22 protein-coding genes are annotated in these 19,853 nt (G+C 76.7%); 17 read left to right on the top strand and 5 right to left on the bottom strand.

Annotated elements, in window-relative coordinates; genetic code table 11:
- Nucleotides 1-4 precede the first annotated feature (4 nt).
- Complete coding sequence (locus tag ACI789_RS05350; protein WP_457007055.1) at nucleotides 5-808, bottom strand: CDP-alcohol phosphatidyltransferase family protein; 804 nt, start codon at nucleotides 806-808, stop codon at nucleotides 5-7.
- Between the two features lie 98 nt (nucleotides 809-906).
- On the opposite strand from ACI789_RS05350, the gene ACI789_RS05355 reads away from it, so the two are divergent.
- Nucleotides 907-2,058, top strand: coding sequence for a D-alanine--D-alanine ligase family protein (locus ACI789_RS05355; RefSeq protein ID WP_457007056.1), 1,152 nt, complete (start codon nucleotides 907-909; stop codon nucleotides 2,056-2,058).
- Nucleotides 2,055-2,741 carry a hypothetical protein gene (locus tag ACI789_RS05360; RefSeq protein WP_457007057.1) on the top strand — a complete coding sequence of 229 codons (687 nt, stop codon included), beginning with the start codon at nucleotides 2,055-2,057 and terminating at the stop codon, nucleotides 2,739-2,741. Before ACI789_RS05355 ends, ACI789_RS05360 begins: the two co-directional genes overlap by 4 nt.
- Nucleotides 2,742-2,745: 4 nt before the next feature.
- Here the strand turns inward: ACI789_RS05360 and ACI789_RS05365 are convergent, their stop codons facing one another.
- Together ACI789_RS05365 and ACI789_RS05370 are read right to left on the bottom strand one after the other, a co-directional pair.
- Entirely contained in the window at nucleotides 2,746-3,342 is a 597-nt protein-coding gene (locus ACI789_RS05365; protein ID WP_457007133.1) for a DUF3515 domain-containing protein, read from the bottom strand.
- Nucleotides 3,343-3,349: 7 nt separating this feature from the next.
- Nucleotides 3,350-3,583 (bottom strand): Lrp/AsnC ligand binding domain-containing protein, encoded by a 234-nt coding sequence (locus tag ACI789_RS05370; protein ID WP_135140864.1) that lies wholly within the window; start codon nucleotides 3,581-3,583, stop codon nucleotides 3,350-3,352.
- 92 nt (nucleotides 3,584-3,675) lie between these two features.
- Here ACI789_RS05370 and ACI789_RS05375 point away from each other — a divergent pair, with 92 nt between their 5' ends.
- From ACI789_RS05375 to ACI789_RS05385, 3 genes are read left to right on the top strand one after another with little or no spacing between them, the layout of a single operon-like run.
- Nucleotides 3,676-4,716: a thiamine-phosphate kinase gene (locus ACI789_RS05375; protein ID WP_457007058.1), complete on the top strand. Its 1,041-nt coding sequence runs from the start codon at nucleotides 3,676-3,678 to the stop codon at nucleotides 4,714-4,716.
- The gene (locus ACI789_RS05380; protein ID WP_457007059.1) at nucleotides 4,700-5,206 is read left to right on the top strand and encodes a GNAT family N-acetyltransferase; all 507 of its coding nucleotides are present in this window, start codon (nucleotides 4,700-4,702) and stop codon (nucleotides 5,204-5,206) included. Before ACI789_RS05375 ends, ACI789_RS05380 begins: the two co-directional genes overlap by 17 nt.
- Entirely contained in the window at nucleotides 5,194-5,814 is a 621-nt protein-coding gene (locus ACI789_RS05385; RefSeq protein WP_456917655.1) for a cytidylate kinase-like family protein, read from the top strand. The genes ACI789_RS05380 and ACI789_RS05385 overlap by 13 nt, the downstream gene beginning before the upstream one ends.
- Nucleotides 5,815-6,045: 231 nt before the next feature.
- Here ACI789_RS05385 and rpmB read toward each other — a convergent pair whose 3' ends face one another.
- Complete coding sequence (gene rpmB, locus ACI789_RS05390; protein ID WP_457007060.1) at nucleotides 6,046-6,237, bottom strand: 50S ribosomal protein L28; 192 nt, start codon at nucleotides 6,235-6,237, stop codon at nucleotides 6,046-6,048.
- Nucleotides 6,238-6,422: 185 nt separating this feature from the next.
- Between rpmB and ACI789_RS05395 the strand changes: the two genes are divergently transcribed.
- From ACI789_RS05395 to smc, 12 genes are all read left to right on the top strand, one after another.
- Nucleotides 6,423-8,021 carry a DAK2 domain-containing protein gene (locus tag ACI789_RS05395; RefSeq protein WP_457007061.1) on the top strand — a complete coding sequence of 533 codons (1,599 nt, stop codon included), beginning with the start codon at nucleotides 6,423-6,425 and terminating at the stop codon, nucleotides 8,019-8,021.
- Entirely contained in the window at nucleotides 8,021-10,207 is a 2,187-nt protein-coding gene (gene recG, locus ACI789_RS05400) for an ATP-dependent DNA helicase RecG (protein ID WP_457007062.1), read from the top strand. Before ACI789_RS05395 ends, recG begins: the two co-directional genes overlap by 1 nt.
- Nucleotides 10,208-10,214: 7 nt before the next feature.
- Nucleotides 10,215-10,769, top strand: a complete 555-nt coding sequence (gene rsmD / locus ACI789_RS05405) for a 16S rRNA (guanine(966)-N(2))-methyltransferase RsmD (protein ID WP_457007063.1) — start codon at nucleotides 10,215-10,217, stop codon at nucleotides 10,767-10,769.
- Nucleotides 10,766-11,254 (top strand): pantetheine-phosphate adenylyltransferase, encoded by a 489-nt coding sequence (gene coaD, locus ACI789_RS05410; RefSeq protein WP_456917650.1) that lies wholly within the window; start codon nucleotides 10,766-10,768, stop codon nucleotides 11,252-11,254. Before rsmD ends, coaD begins: the two co-directional genes overlap by 4 nt.
- The gene (locus ACI789_RS05415) at nucleotides 11,251-11,943 is read left to right on the top strand and encodes a hypothetical protein (RefSeq protein WP_457007064.1); all 693 of its coding nucleotides are present in this window, start codon (nucleotides 11,251-11,253) and stop codon (nucleotides 11,941-11,943) included. The genes coaD and ACI789_RS05415 overlap by 4 nt, the downstream gene beginning before the upstream one ends.
- A gap of 233 nt (nucleotides 11,944-12,176) precedes the next feature.
- The gene (locus ACI789_RS05420; RefSeq protein ID WP_456917648.1) at nucleotides 12,177-12,749 is read left to right on the top strand and encodes a YceD family protein; all 573 of its coding nucleotides are present in this window, start codon (nucleotides 12,177-12,179) and stop codon (nucleotides 12,747-12,749) included.
- Between the two features lie 2 nt (nucleotides 12,750-12,751).
- Nucleotides 12,752-12,931: a 50S ribosomal protein L32 gene (gene rpmF, locus ACI789_RS05425; RefSeq protein ID WP_456917647.1), complete on the top strand. Its 180-nt coding sequence runs from the start codon at nucleotides 12,752-12,754 to the stop codon at nucleotides 12,929-12,931.
- A 17-nt stretch (nucleotides 12,932-12,948) separates the two neighbouring features.
- On the top strand, nucleotides 12,949-13,743 hold the full coding sequence (gene rnc, locus ACI789_RS05430; RefSeq protein WP_457007065.1) for a ribonuclease III: 795 nt from the start codon (nucleotides 12,949-12,951) through the stop codon (nucleotides 13,741-13,743).
- Between the two features lie 6 nt (nucleotides 13,744-13,749).
- Nucleotides 13,750-14,682 (top strand): bifunctional DNA-formamidopyrimidine glycosylase/DNA-(apurinic or apyrimidinic site) lyase, encoded by a 933-nt coding sequence (mutM, locus tag ACI789_RS05435; protein WP_457007066.1) that lies wholly within the window; start codon nucleotides 13,750-13,752, stop codon nucleotides 14,680-14,682.
- Complete coding sequence (locus tag ACI789_RS05440; RefSeq protein ID WP_457007067.1) at nucleotides 14,679-14,948, top strand: acylphosphatase; 270 nt, start codon at nucleotides 14,679-14,681, stop codon at nucleotides 14,946-14,948. The genes mutM and ACI789_RS05440 overlap by 4 nt, the downstream gene beginning before the upstream one ends.
- A 148-nt stretch (nucleotides 14,949-15,096) precedes the next feature.
- A complete protein-coding gene (locus ACI789_RS05445) occupies nucleotides 15,097-15,288 on the top strand; it encodes a hypothetical protein (protein ID WP_456917643.1) in 192 nt (63 codons plus the stop codon).
- Nucleotides 15,289-15,381: 93 nt separating this feature from the next.
- The gene (smc, locus tag ACI789_RS05450; protein ID WP_457007068.1) at nucleotides 15,382-18,954 is read left to right on the top strand and encodes a chromosome segregation protein SMC; all 3,573 of its coding nucleotides are present in this window, start codon (nucleotides 15,382-15,384) and stop codon (nucleotides 18,952-18,954) included.
- A gap of 93 nt (nucleotides 18,955-19,047) precedes the next feature.
- Here smc and ACI789_RS05455 read toward each other — a convergent pair whose 3' ends face one another.
- A complete protein-coding gene (locus ACI789_RS05455; protein ID WP_457007069.1) occupies nucleotides 19,048-19,851 on the bottom strand; it encodes an endonuclease/exonuclease/phosphatase family protein in 804 nt (267 codons plus the stop codon).
- Between the last annotated feature and the right edge of the window lie 2 nt (nucleotides 19,852-19,853).

Here is a 19,853-nt window from a genome sequence, read left to right on the forward strand (position 1 = left end):
GCGGTCAGCCGGAGGCGGACAGCTCCCCGTGCCGGCGGCGGTGCGCCGCCCGCGCGGTCAGCCACAGGCTCACGGCCACGTAGTACCCGAGGTAGCCCAGCGACAGCGCGACGACCAGGAGGTTCGGGTCGGGGTACTGCACCAGCAGCAGGGCGTAGGTGCCCAGCCAGACGGCGGTCAGCGCCAGGCTCAGCCCCTGCAGGACCTGCGTGCGCGAGGGGTACAGGTAGCGCACCGGCACGAACACCAGCACGGAGCACACGACGAGGACCACAGCGATCGTCGTCGGCCCGACGTCCAGGACGACGGCGTAGAAGGCGACCACGTTCCAGTAGCTGGGGAACCCGAGGAAGGTGTGGTCGTCGGTCTTCGCGTCGACCCGGCAGAACTGGTAGCTGGAGGCCAGCAGCGGCAGCGCCGCGACGACCCACCCGGCGGCGCCGGCGGGCAGCGAGCCGGTGGTCCACAGCAGCACCACGGGGGCGAAGGCGTAGGTCAGGTAGTCGACGATGTCGTCGAGCCGGGCGCCGTCGAACCAGGGGATCGTCTCCTTGACCCGCGCGCGCCGGGCCAGCATCCCGTCGGTGCCGTCGACGACCAGCGCCACCAGGCCCAGCCACAGCGCGGTGACCGCGTTGCCGTCGAACGCCGCGAGCACGATCAGCAGCGCGAGCACCGAGCCGCTGGCGGTGTAGAGGTGGACGGCGGCGCCGGCCAGCCGCAGCCCACGCGGGTGGACCGCTCCGTCGTCGCCGGCGGGCGTCCCCGGGAGGTCCCCGCCGGACGGGGCGGCCACGTTCTCGCGCATCGCAGACGAGGCTCCCACACCGCTCCGACGGCGGCGCCGCCGCACGGGTCCGCCCGCCGCCGGGGGAGCCGCGACCGGCTCCACTAGTGTCGGCCGCGATGAGCGGACAGGCCGGCAAGCTGCGCATCGCCGTCGTCTTCGGCGGTCGCAGCGCGGAACACTCGATCTCCTGCGTCTCCGCCGGGGCCGTCCTCGCGGCCCTGGACCCCGACCGGTACGACGTCGTCCCCGTCGGCATCACCCGCCAGGGCGGGTGGGTGCTGACCGATCCCGACGTGCGCCCGGCCATCGTCGACGGCGTGCTGCCCGAGGTCACCGGCGGGACGGCGGTCACCCTGGTCGGCGACCCGGCCGGCCGGGGCCTGGTCCGCCTCGACGGCGGCGGCCCGCGGATCGAGCTCGACGTCGTCTTCCCGGTGCTGCACGGCGCCTACGGCGAGGACGGCACCATCCAGGGCCTGCTGGAGATGAGCGGGATCCCGTACGTCGGCTCCGGCGTCTTCGCCAGCGCGGCGTCGATGGACAAGGAGTTCACCAAGAAGCTGCTCGCCGCCGCCGGGCTGCCGCAGGGCGACCACGTGGTGCTGCGCGACGCCACCGGCGCGCTGTCGGCCGACCCGGACGTGCTCGACGCCGCGGCCCGCGAGCGGCTGGGCCTGCCGGTGTTCGTCAAGCCGTCGCGGGCCGGGTCGAGCATCGGGATCAGCAAGGTCACCGACTGGGCGCAGTTCCCCGCGGCCGTGGCGACCGCGGCCGCGGTCGACGCGAAGGTCGTCGTCGAGGCCGCCGTCCCCGGGCGGGAGATCGAGTGCGGCGTGCTGGCCGGCCGCGACGGCGGGCCGCCCGAGGCCAGCCTGCCCGCCGAGATCCGGCTGCGGCCGGGCACCGACTGGTACGACTTCAGCGCCAAGTACCTCGAGGACGCCGCCGAGTTCGACGTCCCCGCACAGCTCACGCCCGAGCAGACGCGCGCGGTCCAGGAGACCGCCTGCCGTGCCTACCTGGCGATGGACTGCGCGGGCCTGGCCCGGGTCGACTTCTTCCTCGGCACCGGCCCGGACGGCGCCGACCGCCTCGTCATCAACGAGGTGAACACGCTGCCCGGGTTCACCCCGATCTCGATGTACCCCCGGATGTGGGCGGCGACCGGCGTGGGCTTCGCCGAGCTCGTCGACCGGCTCGTCGCGGCCGCCCTCGTCCCGGCCCGCCCGGCGGTCGCCCCCGCCGTGGACGGCGGCGCGGGGGCGTGACCCCGCTGGGAGCGGCCCGGCCGGTCGGGACGGCGCCGCTGCCGGCCCGGCTGGTGCGGGCCGTCCTGCTGCCGGCGCTGCTCGCCGCGCTCTCCGGGTGCCTCACGCCCGTGGAGGGCGCGGCCACCGCGGTGCCGGCCGACCCGACGCCGTCCTCCCCGGAGGAGCTGGAGGCGCTGGTGGTGACCGCCGTCCCCTCCGGCCTGCCGCGGGTCCCCGACGGCGACCTCACGCCGCCGGCGGGGGAGAAGTCGGCCGAGGACGTCGCCACCTACGGGGACGACCCCGACCGGGAGCGCGAGGTGCTGGAGGACTACGGCTACCGGTTCGGCTGGGAGCGGGTCTGGAGCGCGGGAGCCGGCCCGGTGACCAGCGTGTTCGTCAACCAGTTCGGCACCCGCTCCGGCGCCGCCGACTACGCCCGCGACCTCGCGGAGAACGAGGCGGAGCGCTACGACGGCGTGCTGCGGGAGGACCCGCCGCGCCTGCCCGGCGGCTGCCGGCTGCTCACCGTGGAGCGGGCCGAGCCCGCGTCGGGCCTGTCCGGGCCCGCGGCGTCGGTCTGGTGCGGCCACGGCGTCTACAGCGTCGGCGTCACCGCGGTCGCCGGGTCGGTCGGCGCGGCCTCCCAGGAGGTCCACGCCGTCGTCGAGGCCCAGCTGGAGCGGCTGCCGCCGTCCTGACCGGTCAGGGCTGCTGGGCCGGGAGCGCGTCGTTGATGACCGGCCCGAGGGCGGTGACCGGCGCGCTGTCGGTGTCGGCGGTGACGGTGACCTGCACGAAGACGGGGCGGTCGACCGTGGTCCAGACGACGACGTCGGGGTCGCCGGTGTCGACGAACCAGTTGACGCCGTTGATCTGGATCAGCGGCGACGTCGGCTCCAGCCCCGCCGGGCGGTCCACCCCGCAGACCAGCACGACCGGCGGGTCGCCCCAGGCGTAGGCGAAGAGGCTGTCGGACTGCACCGGTCGGGACGGTTCCCCGGCCAGCTCCAGCGGCAGCGCGCTCATCAGCGCGGGGCAGGACGCGTCGGCCTCCGGGGTGACCGGTGGGACCTCCACCGGCAGCGGCGGCAGGTCCGCGCGCTCCTGCGAGGGGGTCGCCTCGACGTCGGCGACCGGGGCCCCCTCGTCGTCGCCGAGGACCCGGGTGAGCACCAGCAGGACGACGACCAGCGGGACGGCGACCGCCGCGACGAGCAGGGAGATCCGCCGCAGCGGGTCGTCGGGACGGGCCGGCGGCCTCTCGGGGGCCGGCCCGTCGGGCGGGGAGGTCTCGGTCAGCGCGCTGTCAGATGTTGACGACGGGGCAGGTCAGCGTGCGGGTGATGCCGTCGACCGACTGCACCCGCGCCACCACCAGGCGGCCCAGCTCGTCGACGGTCTCGGCCTCCGCCCGCACGATGACGTCGTAGGGGCCCGTGACGTCCTCGGCCTTGGTCACGCCCGAGATCTGGCTGATCGTCGACGCGACCTGGGCGGCCTTGCCGACTTCGGTCTGGATGAGGATGTAGGCGTGGACCACGGGAGACCTTTCCTCGGGCAGCGCTGCCGATGCGGCGTCCGCACCGGCGGGCGGACAGTTCGGCAACCTACCTCAGCGGGGGAGGGTGACCGGTGACTCGTCCCCGTCCCCTGGTGCCCCGCGAGGACCCGGCCGACAGCGTGCGGGTCGTCGGCGAGTTCGGGGTCATCGCCCGCGTGCTGTCCCGGTCGGGCACGGCGCGGGTCGCCGAGGTCGGCCCGGGGGACGACGCGGCGGTGCTGCGCGTCCCCGACGGCCGGGTGGTGGCGACCACCGACGTCCTGGTCGAGGGGCGGCACTTCCGGCGGGACTGGTCGTCGGCCGAGGACGTCGGGCACAAGGCGGCGGCGGCCAACCTCGCCGACGTCGCGGCGATGGGCGGGGTCGCCACGGCGCTCCTGGTGGGGCTGGCCTGCCCGCCGGACACCTCGACCGCCTGGCTGGAGGGGGTGGCCACCGGGCTGGCCGCGGAGTGCGCGCCGCTGGGGGCGGCCGTCGTCGGCGGTGACACCGTCGCCTCGGCGCCGGACAGCCACGGCGTCGTCCTGTCGGTGACCGCGCTGGGCGACCTGGGCGGCCGGGCCCCCGTGCTGCGCTCCGGTGCCCGGCCGGGGGACGTACTGGCCCTGGCCGGACGCCTGGGCTGGTCGGCCTGCGGGCTGGCGGTGCTGCGGCGCGGGTTCACCAGCCCCGCGGCGGCGGTCGCGGCGCACCGCCGGCCGGCGGTGCCGTACGCCGCGGGCCCGGCGGCGGCCGACGCGGGCGCGACGGCCATGTGCGACGTCAGTGACGGGCTGCTCGCCGACGCCGGGCACCTGGCCGACGACAGCGGCGTGGTCGTCGACGTCGACCGCGCGGCGCTGGTGCGGGCCACGCTGGAGCCGCCCGGGCCGCTGCAGCAGGTCGCCGCGGCGCTGGGCGGGGACCCGCTGGCGTGGGTCCTCACCGGCGGCGAGGACCACGCCCTGCTGGCCACCTTCCCGGCGGGGACGGCGCTGCCCGCGGGGTGGACGCCGATCGGGTCGGTCGTCGAGGCGCCGGGAGCAGCGGGCGTCCGGGTGGACGGCGTCCCGGCCGCCGAGGTGGCCGAGGCCGTCGGCGCGGGAGGGACCGGGCATGTCCACTTCCGGTGAGCCGGCCGTGCTGCGCGCGGTGCGCTACGACGACCCGGTCGCCCGCGCGCTGGTCGCGCGGGTCCAGCAGGAGTACGTCGTCCGGTACGGCGGGCCGGACGAGGCGGTGGTCGACCCCGCGGAGTTCGTCCCCCCGGCCGGGCTGTTCCTCGTCGCCGAGGTGGACGGCGTCCCCGCCGGCTGCGGCGCGTGGCGGGTGCACGCCGACGGCGTGGTCGAGGTCAAGCGGGTCTACGTCGAGCCGGCGTTCCGCCGCGGCGGGCTGGCCCGGCTGTTGATGGCCGAGCTGGAGCGCACCGCGGCCGCGGCGGGGCACCGGGCGGTGGTGCTCAACTCGGGCAGCCGGCAGCCCGAGGCGCTGGCTCTCTACGCCGCGCTGGGGTACACACCGGTCGCCGGCTACGGCGTCTACGCCGAGGCGCAGGGGGCGGTCTTCCTGGGCAAGGAGCTGCCGTCATCGGCAGGGGAGGAGCGGGCGTGGGCATCGTGACGATCTCGGCCGCCTACGGGGCCGGGGGCGCGGACGTGGGCCCCGCGGTCGCCGAGCGGCTGGGGCTGACCTTCCACGACCGGGCGATCCCGGCGCAGGTCGCCGGCCGGCTGGGCGTGCCGCTGAGCGAGGCCGAGGCCAACGACGAGCGGGTCGCCCGCGGGCTGTGGCGCCTGGTCGCCTCCCTCGGCACCATGCCCGACCCGGTCGGGGGCGTGGTGCCGGTGACCCAGGTGCCCGACGAGCGGGCCTTCCGGCAGCAGACCGAGCGGGTCCTCGGCGAGATCGCCGCCGGTGCCGGCGGCGTCGTGCTCGGCCGCGCCGCGGCGCTGGTCCTCGGGGACCGCGCCGACGCCCTGCACGTCCGCCTGGACGGCCCGCCCGGGCGCCGGCTGGCGGCCGCGGTGGCGCGCAGCGGCCGGCCGCGCGAGGAGGTGCGGCGGGAGATGACGGCCAACGACGCCGCGCGGGAGGCCTACGTGCGGCACTTCTACCGGTGCGACCCGGCCTCCGCGGCGCTGTACCACCTGGTCGTCGACAGCACCGCGCTGCCGCTGGACACCGTCGTCGACCTGGTGGTCACCGCCGCTCGGGCGCGCGGGATCTGACGGGAGCCCGGTCGACGCCGGGGACGGCGCGAGGCTGCGGGTGGACCGGTCGCGGGGGCCGAAGGCTCCCCGACCGGGACACGGGCAGCGGCTCAGCGCCGGCCGGGGACGACTCCTGGCCGCGGTGCTGTCCGGAGGACAGCGATGTCAACAGCAGAGGACCCCGGAGGTCGCTGACCTCCGGGGTCCTGCCCGGCCGGAGCCGGGTCGTTCAGCTCAGCCGCGCGGCGTTCAGGCGCGGGCCACCTTGCCGGCGCGGATGCACGAGGTGCAGGCGTTGATCCGGCGACGGTTGCCGGGGGCGACCAGCGCCCGCACGGACTGGATGTTCGGGTTCCAACGGCGCGGCGTGCGGCGGTGCGAGTGCGACACCGACATACCGAAACCGGGCCCCTTGCCACAGACATCGCACACGGCAGCCACGGCGGATCACTCCCAGAGAAATCGTTCAGACGAGCGGTGCGCGCAGCGCGCCCGCACAAGACCGTCGACCAGTCTAACCGCTTCCCGCCACCGGCGTCGCGCAGCCCGTCGGTGACCACCGTCGCGGCCCTCCCGGGCCGGGTCGCAGCCCGGGCCCTGTCGGCCGGCGTGGGTACCCTCCGGCCGTGCTGCGGGCGCTCGACGACGCCGCGGTCGGTCAGTGGTGCCGAGCCGCGGTCGCCGGCCTGTCCGCGTCCCGGAGCCGGCTCGACGACCTCAACGTCTTCCCCGTCCCCGACGGGGACACCGGCACCAACCTCCTGCTCACCGCCCAGGCCGCGCTGGCCGAGCTGGAGCGCGGCGCGGGCGAGCCGGCGTGGGCGCCGCTGGCCCGCGGCGCGGTGCTCGGCGCCCGGGGCAACTCCGGCACGATCCTCGCGCAGCTCCTGCGCGGGCTGGCCGACCAGCTCGCCGACGCCGGACCGGCCGACGGCCCGACGTTCGCCGCGGCGCTGCAGAAGGCCGCCGACGCCGCCTACGCCGCGGTCGCCGACCCGGAGGAGGGCACCTTCCTCACCGTGGCCCGCGCCGGCGGGGAGGCCGCGGTGGCGGCGGTCGCCGAGGGGCGCGGGGAGCTCGCCGACGTCGTCCGGGCGGCAGCCGACGGCGCCCGGACGGCGCTCGAGGCGACCCCGGGGCAGCTGGCCGTGCTGCGCGACGCCGGTGTCGTCGACGCCGGCGGGGCCGGGCTGTGCCTGGTCCTCGACGCGCTGGTCGCCACGGTGACCGGGGTCGAGCCGGCCCGCCCGCCGCTGGTCCGCACCCCCACCCGCCCGCACGACCGCGGCGGCGACCGGCCGCACCAGCCCCCGGCCGGCCCCGGCAGCGAGGTCCAGTACCTGCTGGCCGACAGCGACGAGGCGACCGTGGCCCGGTTGCACGACCGGCTCGCCGCGCTCGGCGACAGCCTGGTGGTGGTCGGCGTCGACACGCCGTCGGGCCGCGAGTGGAACGTGCACGTCCACACCGCCGACGTCGGTGCCGCGATCGAGGCGGGCATCGAGGCCGGCCGGCCGTACCGCATCTCGGTCACCCCGCTCGCGCCGGTGCCGCCGCCGGCCCCGGTGCCCGGCGCGCGGGCGGTGGTCGCCATCGTCGCCGGCGACGGGCTGGCCGGGCTGTTCGCGGGGGAGGGCGCCCGGGTGGTCCCGTGCGGCCCGGACGGCGTCACCGAGGACGACGTGCTCGCCGCGGTCATCGAGTCGGCCGCCGCCACGGTCGTCGTCCTGCCCAACGACGCGGAGCTGACCGCGCCGGCCGCCCGCGCCGCCGAGCGCGCCCGGGAGGCCGGCCGCGACGTGGCCGTCGTCCCGACCCGCTCGCCGGTGCAGGGCCTGGCCGCGATCGCCGTCGCCGATCCCTCGCGCCGGTTCTCCGACGACGTCATCACGATGGCCGAGGCGGCCGCGGCGACCCGCTGGGCCGACGTCACCGTGGCCGAGCAGGAGGCGCTGACCAGTGCCGGGCCGTGCCGGCGGGGGGACGTCCTCGGCTCCGCGGAGGGCGACGTGGTGCTGGTGGGCGGCGACCTCGCCGGGGTCTCCTGCGAGCTGCTCGACCGGATGCTCTCGGCCGGCGGGGAGCTGGTGACCGTCGTCGTCGGGCCCGACCGGGCGCTCGGCGACGCCGTGTGCGCCCACCTGGCCGCGACGCACCCGCTGGTCGAGGTGACCCGGTACGACGACGGGCCCGGTGCGGTCCCGCTCCAGGTGGGGGTGGAGTGATGGCGGTCGACATGACGACCCGGCTGGACCGGGTGCTCGGGGCGAAGACGGCGAAGGCGATGGGCGAGCAGCTGGCGCTGCACACCGTCCGGGACCTGCTGCGGCACTACCCGCGCCGCTACGCCCGCCGCGGCGAGATGACCAAGCTCGAGGACCTCCAGGTCGGCGACCGCGTCACCGTCCTCGCCCAGGTGCGCAAGGTCGCGACGCGGAAGATGCGCAACCGCCCGGGCACGCTCACCGAGGTGACCGTCGGCGACGGCGCGGGCTCCATGCAGCTGGTCTTCTTCAACCGCAGGCACGCCAACCTGGTCGAGGGTGCCTGGGGCCTGTTCGCCGGCACCGTCGGCGAGTACCGCAACTCCAAGCAGTTCGCCCACCCCGACTGCCACCTGATGACCGGGGACGACGACGAGGACTGGGCGCGCGCGCTCATCCCGATCTACCCGGCGACCAAGGACGTCTCCAGCTGGGTGATCCAGCGCTCGGTGCGGCTGCTGCTCGACGCCGGCGGCGGGTTCGGCTTCGTCGACGACCCGCTGCCCGAGGAGATCCGGGCCCGCCACGGGCTGCCCAGCCTGGCCGCGGCGCTGCTCGACATCCACCGCCCGACCTCGGCCGAGGACGTCGAGCACGCCGAGCACCGGCTCAAGTGGGACGAGGCGCTCACCCTCCAGCTGACCCTCGCCGGACGGCGCCGGGCCGCGGCGCTCGAACCCGGCGTGGCCCGCCCGCGCCGCACTGGCGGCCTGCTCGACGCGGTCGACGCCGCACTGCCGTTCGCGCTCACCGAGGGGCAGCGCGACGTGGGAGAGGAGCTGTCGGCCGAGTTGTCCCGGGAGCAGCCGATGCACCGGCTGCTGCAGGGCGAGGTGGGGTCGGGCAAGACCGTCGTCGCGCTACGGGCGATGGCGCAGGTCGTCGACGCCGGCGGACAGGCCGCGCTGCTGGCGCCGACCGAGGTGCTGGCCGCCCAGCACGCCCGGGGCATCCGCGCGCTGCTGGGCCCGCTCGGCCGTGCCGGCGAGCTCGACGGCGACCCCGCCGGCACCCGGGTCACCCTGCTCACCGGCTCGCTCAAGGCCGCCGCCCGCCGCGCGGCGCTCGCCGAGGTCGCCGAGGGGCACGCCGGCATCGTCGTCGGCACGCACGCGCTGCTGCAGGAGACCGTGGAGTTCGCCGACCTCGGCCTGGTCGTCGTCGACGAGCAGCACCGCTTCGGCGTCGAGCAGCGCGACGCGCTGCGGGCCAAGGGCAACCGGCCGCCGCACGTGCTGGTCATGACCGCCACGCCCATCCCGCGCACCGTCGCGATGACCGTCTACGGCGACCTGGAGACCTCCACCCTGCGCCAGCTGCCCAGCGGGCGCGGCGGGGTGCGCAGCTCGGTGGTCCCGGCGCGGGAGAAGCCGGCCTGGGTGGACCGGGCCTGGGAGCGGCTGCGCGAGGAGGTGGCCGCCGGCCGGCAGGCCTACGTCGTCTGCCCGCGCATCGGCGAGGACGCCGGTGCCGACGAGGAGCCCGAGGACGCCGACGGCGCCCCCGCCGAGGAGGCGGCGGCGTCGGACCGGCGCCCGCCGCTGGCCGTGCTCGACGTCGCCGAGGCGCTGCGCGAGGGGCCGCTGGCGGGGCTGCGGCTGGAGGTGCTGCACGGCCGGCTCACGCCCGAGGAGAAGGAGGCCCGGATGCGGGCCTTCGCCGCGGGGGACGTCGACGTGCTCGTCGCCACCACGGTCGTCGAGGTCGGCGTCGACGTCCCCAACGCCACGGTCATGGTCGTGATGGACGCCGACCGCTTCGGCGTCAGCCAGCTGCACCAGCTGCGCGGCCGCGTGGCGCGGGGCAAGCACGAGGGGCTGTGCCTGCTGGTCAGCGAGGCGGCGACCGCCTCGGCCACCGGTCAGCGACTGGCCGCGGTCGCGTCCACCTCCGACGGCTTCGAGCTGGCCCGCCTGGACCTGGAGACCCGCCGCGAGGGCGACGTCCTCGGCGCCGCGCAGTCCGGCCGCCGCTCGGGCATCAAGCTGCTGTCGCTGCTGGAGGACGAGGAGCTCATCGCCGAGGCCCGCGCCGAGGCGACCGCGCTGCTGGCGACCGGAGGTGGCCTGGCCGACTTCCCGGGCCTGGCGATGGAGGTCGCCGCGCTGGCCACCGACGAGCGCGCCGAGTACCTCGAGAAGGCCTGACGGCGCCGTGACCCGCGTGATCTCCGGGGTGGCCCGCGGGCGGCGGCTCAAGGTGCCGCCGTCTGGCGTGCGGCCCACCGGTGACCGCGCCCGCGAGGGCCTGTTCAACAGCCTCGCGTCGCTCATGGACGTCGAGGGCGCCGCCGTCCTGGACCTCTACGCCGGGTCGGGCGCCCTCGGGCTGGAGGCGCTCAGCCGCGGCGCGCAGCAGGTGGTCTTCGTCGAGTCGGGGCCGCGCGTGCTGCCGGTGCTGAGGGCCAACCTCGCCGCCGTCGGCCTGCCCGGCGGCCGGGTGGTCGCGGGCTCGGTGCCCACCGTCGTGGCGGGGCCGCCGCCGGCCCGCTTCGACCTGGTGCTCGCCGACCCGCCGTACGCCACGCCGGCGGTGCAGGTCCTCGGCGTCCTCGGTGCGCTCGTCGAGGGCGGCTGGCTGGCCGAGGACGCCGTGGTCGTGGTCGAGCGCCCGGCCCGCGAGGAACCGTGGGAGTGGCCGACACCGCTGCGCGGACTGCGCGACCGTCGCTACGGGGAGGCCCTGCTCCGGTACGGTCGCTGTCCGTGAGGCGTGCGGTCTGCCCCGGTTCGTTCGACCCGGTCACCAACGGCCACGTCGACGTCATCACGCGGGCGGCCGCGCTGTACGACGAGCTGGTCGTCGCTGTGCTGGTCAACCCCGGCAAGGCCGGGCTGTTCACCGTCGAGGAGCGCATGGAGCTGCTCCGCGACGCCGTCGCCGGCCTGGACAACGTGACCGTCGACAGCTTCCAGGGCCTGCTGGTCGACTACTGCCGCGACCACGACATCCCGGTGATCGTCAAGGGGCTGCGGGCGGTCAGCGACTTCGAGTACGAGCTGCAGATGGCGCAGATGAACCGCGAACTGGCCGGCGTGGAGACGCTCTTCGTGCCGACCGCGCCGCAGGTGGGGCACCTGTCGTCGAGCCTGGTCAAGCAGATCGCCACCTTCGGCGGGGACGTCTCCAGCCTCGTCCCCAAGGCCGTGCACGCGCGGCTGCTGGCCCACCGGGATCGGGGTTCTTCGTCGTGACAGAGGTCGTGTACCGGCTCTACGAGACCGTCGACGAGCTGAGCAGCGTCATCGAGAACGCCCGCAACGTGCCGATGTCCGGCGGCTCCTGCATCGTCCCGCGCGACGTCCTGCTCGACCTGCTCGACGACCTCCGCGAGAACCTGCCCGAGGAGGTGCACAAGGCCGGCGCCATCGTCGAGCAGCGCACCGAGATCCTCCAGCAGGCCCAGGCCGAGGCCGAGCGGCTGACCGGCCGCACCCGCAGCGAGAGCGAGCAGGTCGTCGGCTCCGCCCGGCGGCAGCGCGAGGAGATCCTCGGCACCGCCCGACGGCAGCGCGACGAGCTCCTCGCCCGCGCCCAGGCCGAGGCCGAGGACCTGCTGGCGCAGGCCGAGGAGGAGGCCCAGCGGATCGTCGCGGAGGCCCAGCAGCACGGCGAGGCCGTGCTGGCCGACGCCCAGGCCCAGCACGCGCAGGTCCTCGCCACCGCCCAGGCCGAGCACGAACAGCTGGTCAGCGAGACGGAGGTCTACCGCAGCGCGCTGGCCCGGGCCGACGAGCTCGGCGCGCAGAGCACCGCGGACGCCGCCCGCATGCGGGCCGAGGTCGACGACTACGTCGACACCCGGCTGGCCGACTTCGGCACCACGCTGGAGCGGATGCTGCGCTCGGTGGAGAAGGCCCGCTCCGCGCTGCGCGAGTCCTGAGGGGCGACCCCCGTCCCGCCGCCGCCGGGTGGGTCGGCTCACCCGGTCGGCCCGGACGGCGCCGTCCGGGCATCGGGTAGGCTGGTCCTCCGGTCCGACCGCCTCAAGGCCCCGCGCCCCGGCCGGCCACCTCCCCGCTGCCTACCGCGAGTACCGACATGCCTGCCGCTCAGCCGCCCCGCCCAGGCGCCGCGTCCCCGGACGCCCGGCGCCCCGCTGCCAACCCCTGGCGCGTGGACCTGCGGGAACTCGGCCGGCGGGCCGGCTCCCTGCAGGAGCTGGAGCGGACGATCCCGGCTCCCGCGGACTGGCGGGTGGAGCTCATCGGCGTCCCCGAGGGCGCCGACGTGCACCTCCGGCTCCGGCTGGAGTCGGTGATGGAGGGCGTGCTGGTCTCCGGGGACGTCGACGTCCCCGTCGCCGGCTCGTGCGCCCGCTGCCTGGAGCCGGTCGAGGACACCCTCGAGCTCGGCGTCCAGGAGCTGTTCGCCTACGAGGGCAGCACGACCGAGGCCACCAGCGAGGAGGACGAGGTCCGCACCGTCGAGGCCGACCACATCGACCTCGAGCCGATGGTCCGCGACCTCGTCGTCCTCAGCCTGCCGCTGGCGCCCACCTGCACCGAGGACTGCTCGGGGCTGTGCGTGGACTGCGGGCAGCGGCTCGACGACCTGCCGGCCGACCACGCCCACGAGGTGCTCGACCCGCGCTGGGCCGGACTGGCGGGGCGCTTCGGCGCCTCGCAGGCCGACCGTTCCGACTCCGGACCGGGCACCCCCGGTCCGGGCAACCCAGAGGAGAACTGACCGTGGCCGTCCCGAAGCGGAAGATGTCCCGCGCCAACACCCGCATGCGTCGCTCGCAGTGGAAGGCGTCCGCTCCCACGCTCTCGCCGTGCCCGAACCGGGCCTGTGGCGAGCTCAAGCCGCCGCACACGGCCTGCCCGAACTGCGGTCAGTACCAGGGCCGTCAGGTCCTCTCGGTCTGAGCTCCCCGAGTCCCGCCGTGGCGACGCCGGCCACCGGTACCCCGCCCGCCCCGGGTGGGGTGCCGGGCTGCTCGCCGGCCGGGCAGGCGCACGCCGAACGGTCGGCCGCCTGGCTCCGCGACGCCCTCGGCGTCGAGTTGCCCGGCGGCCTGCTGGCGTTGGCGCTGACCCACCGGTCCTACGCCTACGAGAACGGCGGGCTGCCCACCAACGAGCGCCTGGAGTTCCTCGGCGACTCGGTGCTCGGCCTCGTCGTCACCGACGAGCTGTACCGGCGCCACCCCGAGCTGCCCGAGGGCCGGCTGGCCAAGCTGCGGGCCTCGGTGGTCAACATGACCTCGCTGGCCGGGGTGGCGCGGCGGTTGGGCGCCGGGGGGCTGGGCCCGCACCTGCTGCTCGGCCGCGGTGAGGAGACCACCGGCGGCCGGGAGAAGGACTCGATCCTCGCCGACGCCGTCGAGGCGCTGATCGGTGCGGTGCACGTCGGCCTCGGCCTGGACGTCGCGGCCGCCATCGTGCACCGGCTGTTCGACCCGCTCCTGGACCAGGCCGCCACCCGCGGCGCCGGCCTGGACTGGAAGACCAGCCTGCAGGAGCTCGGCGCCGCCCTCGGCCTGGGCGCGCCGACCTACGTGGTCGAGGACGACGGCCCCGACCACGCCAAGACGTTCACCGCCGCGGTCGTCCTCGACGGCGGCGTGCGCGGCCGCGGCTCCGGCCGCACGAAGAAGGCCGCCGAGCAGGAGGCCGCCGAGGCCGCGTGGCGGGCGCTGTCCGGCGACGGCGCCCCCGAGACGTCGACCGAGGACTGACCCGCCGTGCCCGAGCTGCCCGAGGTCGAGGTGGTGCGGCGCGGCCTGGAGCGCTGGGTCGCCGGGCGCACCGTCGCCGCCGTCGAGGTCGCCCACCCCCGGGCGGTCCGCCGGCACCTCGAGGGCACCGAGCACTTCGTCGCGGCGCTGACCGGCCGCACGTTCACCGCCGCCCGCCGCCGCGGCAAGTACCTGTGGCTGCCGCTGGCCGAGCCCGACGGCACCCCCTCCGGCTCCGCGCTCGTCGCGCACCTCGGCATGAGCGGCCAGCTGCTGGTCGAGAAGGCCTCGCAGCCCGACGAGACGCACCTGCGCGCGCGGTTCACCTTCACCGACGGCGGCCGCGAACTGCGCTTCGTCGACCAGCGCACCTTCGGCGGGCTGGCCGTCGAGGAGATGGCCTGGGACGGTGGGGCGGGTGAGGTCACTGCGGACGGCGCCCTGCCGCCGCGGCTGGCGCACATCGCCATCGACCCGCTCGACGACTCCTTCGACACCGCCGGGTTCAGCGCGGCGCTGCGGCGCCGACGCACCGAGGTCAAGCGGGCGCTGCTGGACCAGACGCTCATCGGCGGGGTCGGCAACATCTACGCCGACGAGGCGCTGTGGCGGGCCCGGCTGCACGGCGCCCGGCCCACCGACAAGCTGACCCGGGCCCAGGTCGAGGACCTGCTCGCCGGCGTCCGCGACGTGCTCGGCGAGGCGCTGGCGCAGGGCGGGACCTCCTTCGACTCGCTGTACGTCGACGTCAACGGCCAGAGCGGGTACTTCTCGCGGTTCCTCGCCGTCTACGGCCAGGAGGACCGGCCCTGCCCCCGGTGCGGGACGCCGGTCGTCCGGGAGTCGTTCATGAACCGGTCCAGCTACAGCTGCCCGTCCTGCCAGCCGCGCCCCCGCGCGCGCCGGACCGCCGCCGGCGCCCGGGCGGGCCGGCCGTGACGCGCCGCGCGGTCGCCGTGGTGTCCGGCTCGGTCCAGGGGGTCGGCTACCGCTGGTTCGTGCGCGGCCGCGCCGAGGCCGCCGGGCTGGCCGGCTCGGCGACCAACCTCGCCGACGGCCGCGTCGAGGTCGTGCTCGAGGGGGACGACGCGGCGGTGGCCGCCGTCCTGGCCGATCTGGAGGGCCCGCGGGCGCCGGGTGTGGTGACGCGGGTCGACGTCCGGGACGAGCCGATCCAGGGGAGCGGCGGCTTCACCACGGCGTGACGAACGCGACACCCCCACGACACGTGACCTGTGCAGAGTCGGCGTTGACCTGCGTGACCTGGCCTGTCACCCTGGAACACACGGACCGCGCCGACCGTCGTACGGGGCGCAGGTCATCCCTCAACGCAGTCGAAAGGCCGTTATCGCCATGGCCAAGGCCCTGTTCGGTCACGTCGTCACCCCCGCGGAGCTCCGAGTAGTCGAGGAGAACGCCGTCCTGCGGGCCAAGGTGCGCCGGCTGGAGCAGGAACTGCAGGAGCTGCGCGCCCAGCGCGACGCGGCCATCGCCCACGAGCTGCTCAGCCTGGCCGGCGAGAACGCCGAGCCCGCGCTGGCGTAAGAAAGGACCCCGTCCTCCCCGCCCTTTCGCACGCTCAGGGCGGGACCCGGGACGGGGCCGGTGGCCGCGCCCCGCGGCTGAGCCACTCATCCTGTGCACCTGTCGAGCCTGACGCTGAAGGGCTTCAAGTCCTTCGCCTCCGCGACGACCCTGCGCCTCGAGCCGGGGATCACCGCCGTCGTCGGACCCAACGGCTCCGGGAAGTCCAACGTCGTCGACGCCCTCGCCTGGGTCATGGGCGAGCAGGGGGCCAAGAGCCTGCGCGGCGGCAAGATGGAGGACGTCATCTTCGCCGGCACCGCCGGGCGCCCGGCGCTCGGCCGGGCCGAGGTCACCCTCACCATCGACAACGCCGACGGCGCGCTCCCGATCGAGTACACCGAGGTCTCGATCACCCGCCGCATGTACCGCTCCGGCGAGAGCGAGTACGAGATCAACGGCGACAAGGTGCGGCTGCTCGACGTCCAGGAGCTGCTCAGCGACTCCGGCATCGGCCGCGAGATGCACGTCATCGTCGGGCAGGGACAGCTCGACGCCGTCCTCTCCGGTCGCCCCGAGGACCGCCGCGCCTTCGTCGAGGAGGCCGCGGGCGTCCTCAAGCACCGCAAGCGCAAGGAGAAGGCGCTCCGCAAGCTCGACGCGATGCAGGCCAACCTCGACCGGCTCGGGGACCTCACCGCGGAGCTGCGCCGCCAGCTCAAGCCGCTGGGCCGGCAGGCGGAGGTGGCCCGCCGCGCGGCCGGCGTCCAGGCCGACCTGCGCGACGCCCGCCTGCGGCTGCTCGCCGACGACCTGGTGCGGCTGCGCGACGCCCTGGACAAGGACGTCGCCGACGAGGCCGCCGCACGGCAGCGGCGGGCCGTCGTCGAGGCCCAGCTGGGAGACGCCGCCCGGCGGGAGTCGGCGCTGGAGGCCGAGCTCGCCGCCAACGCCCCGCTGCTGGGCTCGGCCCAGGAGACCTGGTACCGGCTGTCGGCGCTCACCGAGCGCTTCCGCGGCGTCGCCCAGCTCGCCGCCGAGCGCCACCGCCACCTGTCGGCCGTGCCCGCCGCGACCACCGGCGGCCGGGACCCCGACCAGCTCGAGGCCGAGGCCGACCGGGTCGCCGCCACCGAGGCCGAGCTCGCCGCCGGCCTGGAGGCCGAGCGCGGCCGGTTGGCCACTGCGGTGACCGCTCGCACCGAGGCGGAGACCGCGCTCGCCGAGGCCGAGCGGGCGTGGGTCGCCGCCGCGCGGGCGCTGGCCGACCGCCGGGAGGGCCTGGCGCGGTTGTCCGGCAAGGTCGCCGCCGCGCGCTCGCGGGTGGCGGCCGGCGAGTCGGAGATCGAGCGGCTCGCGCTGTCGGCCGGGGAGGCCGCCGACCGCGCCGAGGTCGCGGCCGAGCGGCTCGCCGAGCGCCGCGACGAGGTCGCCGACGCCGAGGACACCGACGTCGCCCTGGTCACCGCCCACCAGGACGCCGTCACCGCGCACGCCGAGGCGGCCAAGGCGGTCACCGAGCTGGCCGCGGCCGAGCGGGCCGCCGAGCGGGACCGCGCCTCCTGGCAGGCCCGCCGCGACGCGCTGGCCCTCGGCCTGGCGCCCGCCGACGGCTCGGCGGCGGCGCTGGCGGCCGGCCTGCCGGGTGTGCTGGGGCCGCTGACCGAGCGGCTCACCGTCGAGCCCGGCGCCGAGGTGCCGCTGGCGGCGGCGCTGGCCGGCATGGCCGACGCGCTGGTCGTCGACGGCGTCGCCGAGGCGGCCGCGGTGCTGGCCCACCTCAAGGACGCCGACGGCGGCCGGGCCGGGCTGCTGGTCACCGGCGGCCCGCAGCCCCTGCCCCGCGAGGGCTGGCCGCACCTGCCCGAGGGCGCCCGCTGGGCGCTGGACCTGGTGACCGCGCCCGAGCAACTGCAGCCCGCGCTGGCCCGTGCGCTGGACCGGGTCGCGGTCGTGCCGGACCTGGCCGCCGCCGTGACGCTCGTGGGCACCCACCCCCGGGTGCGGGCGGTGACCGCCGACGGTGACCTGGTCGGCGCCGACTGGGCGGTCGGCGGGCAGGCCAACGTCCCCTCCGGCCTGGAGCTGCGCGCCCGCGTCGACGAGGCCGACCGGGAGCTGACCGCCGCCGCCGCGCGCGCCGCCGACCTCGCCGACCGCCTGGCCGCGGCGCGGGAGACGGCGCGGGAGCGGTCCGCCGACGTCGACGCCGCGCTGGCCGCGCGCCAGGCCGCCGACCGCACCCGCTCCGCAGTCGCCGCGCAGCTGGCCGAGCTGGGCGCCGCCGCCCGTTCGGCCGCCGCCGAGGCCGAGCGGTCCGCCGCCGCCCGCGTGCGGGCCGAGCAGGCGCTGGAGCAGGCACAGGCGGCGCTGACCGACCTGGAGGAGCGGCTGGCGCAGGCCGAGGCCGCGCCGGTGGAGGAGGAGCCCGACCCCGCCGAGCGCGACCGGCTGCGGCTGGAGGCCGCCGCGGCCCGGCAGTCCGAGACCGAGGCGCGGCTGGCGGTGCGCACCGCCGAGGAGCGTGCCCGGGCGCTGACCGGCCGCGCCGAGTCGCTGCGCCGCCAGGCCCGGCAGGAGCGCGCCGCCCGGGAGCGGGCCGCGGCCGCCCGGCTGGCCCGGCAGCGCGGCGCGCAGGTCGCCGCCCGCGTGCGCGCCGGGGCCGACGCGGCGCTCACCGCGCTGGCCACCAGCCTCGCTCGCGCCGCCACCGAGCGCGACGAGCTGGCCCGGGTCCGCACCGCCCGCGAGGCCGAGCTGCTCGAGGTCCGGACGGCGGTCCGCACCGCCACCGCCGAGCTGGAGCGGCTGACCGACGAGGTGCACCGCGACGAGGTCGCCCGGGCCGAGCAGCGCTACCGGATCGAGACGCTGGAGGCGCGCGCCGCCGAGGAGTACGGCGTCGACCTGCCCACGCTGCTGGCCGAGTACGGCCCGGCCGCGCCGGTGCCGCCCACCCCCGCCCAGGTCGCCGCCGCGCAGGCCGCCGGGGAGCCGGAGCCCGAGCCGGTGCCCTACGACCGTGCCGCGCAGGAGCGCCGGGCCGCCCAGGCCGAACGTGACCTGGCCACCCTCGGCAAGGTCAACCCGCTGGCGCTGGAGGAGTTCGCGGCCCTGGAGGAGCGGCACTCCTTCCTGGCCACGCAGCTGGAGGACCTCAAGGCCACCCGCCGCGACCTGCTCACCGTGGTCCGGGAGGTCGACGAGCGGATCCACGACGTGTTCGCCGCCGCCTTCGCCGACGTGCAGCGCGAGTTCGAGCAGGTCTTCGCCACCCTGTTCCCCGGCGGCTCGGGCCGGCTCTACCTGACCGACCCCGAGGACCTGCTCACCACCGGCGTCGAGGTCGAGGCCCGCCCGCCCGGCAAGAAGGTCAAGCGGCTGTCGCTGCTCTCGGGGGGCGAGCGCTCGCTGACCGCCGTCGCCCTGCTGGTGGCGATCTTCCGCGCCCGGCCCTCGCCGTTCTACGTGCTCGACGAGGTCGAGGCGGCGCTCGACGACGTCAACCTCGGCCGGCTGCTGACCCTCGTGGAACAGCTGCGGGCGACCTCGCAGCTGATCGTCATCACGCACCAGAAGCGGACGATGGAGATCGCCGACGCCCTGTACGGGGTGAGCATGCGCGGCGACGGCATCACCGGCGTGATCAGCCAGCGCCTCCGCGAGGACCAGGCCGAACCCGCCTGACCTGGCGGATCGGGGCCCCGCAGCGTCACTGGGGTGGCCCCCTCCCGGGTCCCGCCGCGAGCTTGCGAGGCGTGGGGAGGAGGGGGTCCTTCTTCAGACGACGGCGGGCAGTTCCAGGTCGACCACCAGGGGCAGGTGGTCCGAGGCGCCGGCGCCGTCGAGGACCCGGGCCGTGGCCACGCCGATCCCCGGGGTGACCCAGACGTGGTCGATCCGCTTGTGCGGCCGGCGGGCCGGGTGGGTGTGGCCCTCGTCGTGCCGCCAGAACTTCCAGCCGGCCCGGTCGTCCCGGTCGCGGGCGAGCTCCCACGCGTCGGTGAACCGGTCGCGCAGCGCGGCCAGCTCGGGGGCGTCGGGCTCGGCGTTGAAGTCACCGACGAGGACGGCGGCCTCCGCGGGGTCGGCGTGCAGCCGCGCCAGCGCCTCCGCCTGCGCCGCCCGCTGCTCGGTCGGGCGGGTGGACAGGTGGGTCGTGGTCACCCACAGCGCCCCCTCGGGGAGCGCCACCTGCACGCGCAGGGCGCTGCGCGGCTCGCCGTCCCCGGGCAGCCGGTGGACGGCGGAGGAGCGGATCGGCAGCCGGGACAGCAGCGCGTTGCCGTACTGGCGGCGCATGGTCTTCTCGTCGCCGCGCGGCTCGTCGATCGCCGGTCCCCAGGCCAGCTCCATGTCCAGCGCCTCCGACAGCAGCAGGGCCTGGTCGACGTCCTCGCTGCGGTCGCTGTAGCGGCGGTCCACCTCCTGCAGGCACACCAGGTCGGCGTCGACCGCGGCGACCACCTTGGCCAGGCGGGCGAGGTCGTGCCGGCCGTCGTCCCCGACGGCGTGGTGGGTGTTGAAGGTGGCCAGCCGCAGCCGGGTCGGGGGCCGTCCGGGGCCGGGAGCGGGTCGGGTCACCC

It is taken from the genome of Geodermatophilus sp. SYSU D00965 (genome assembly GCF_054050075.1).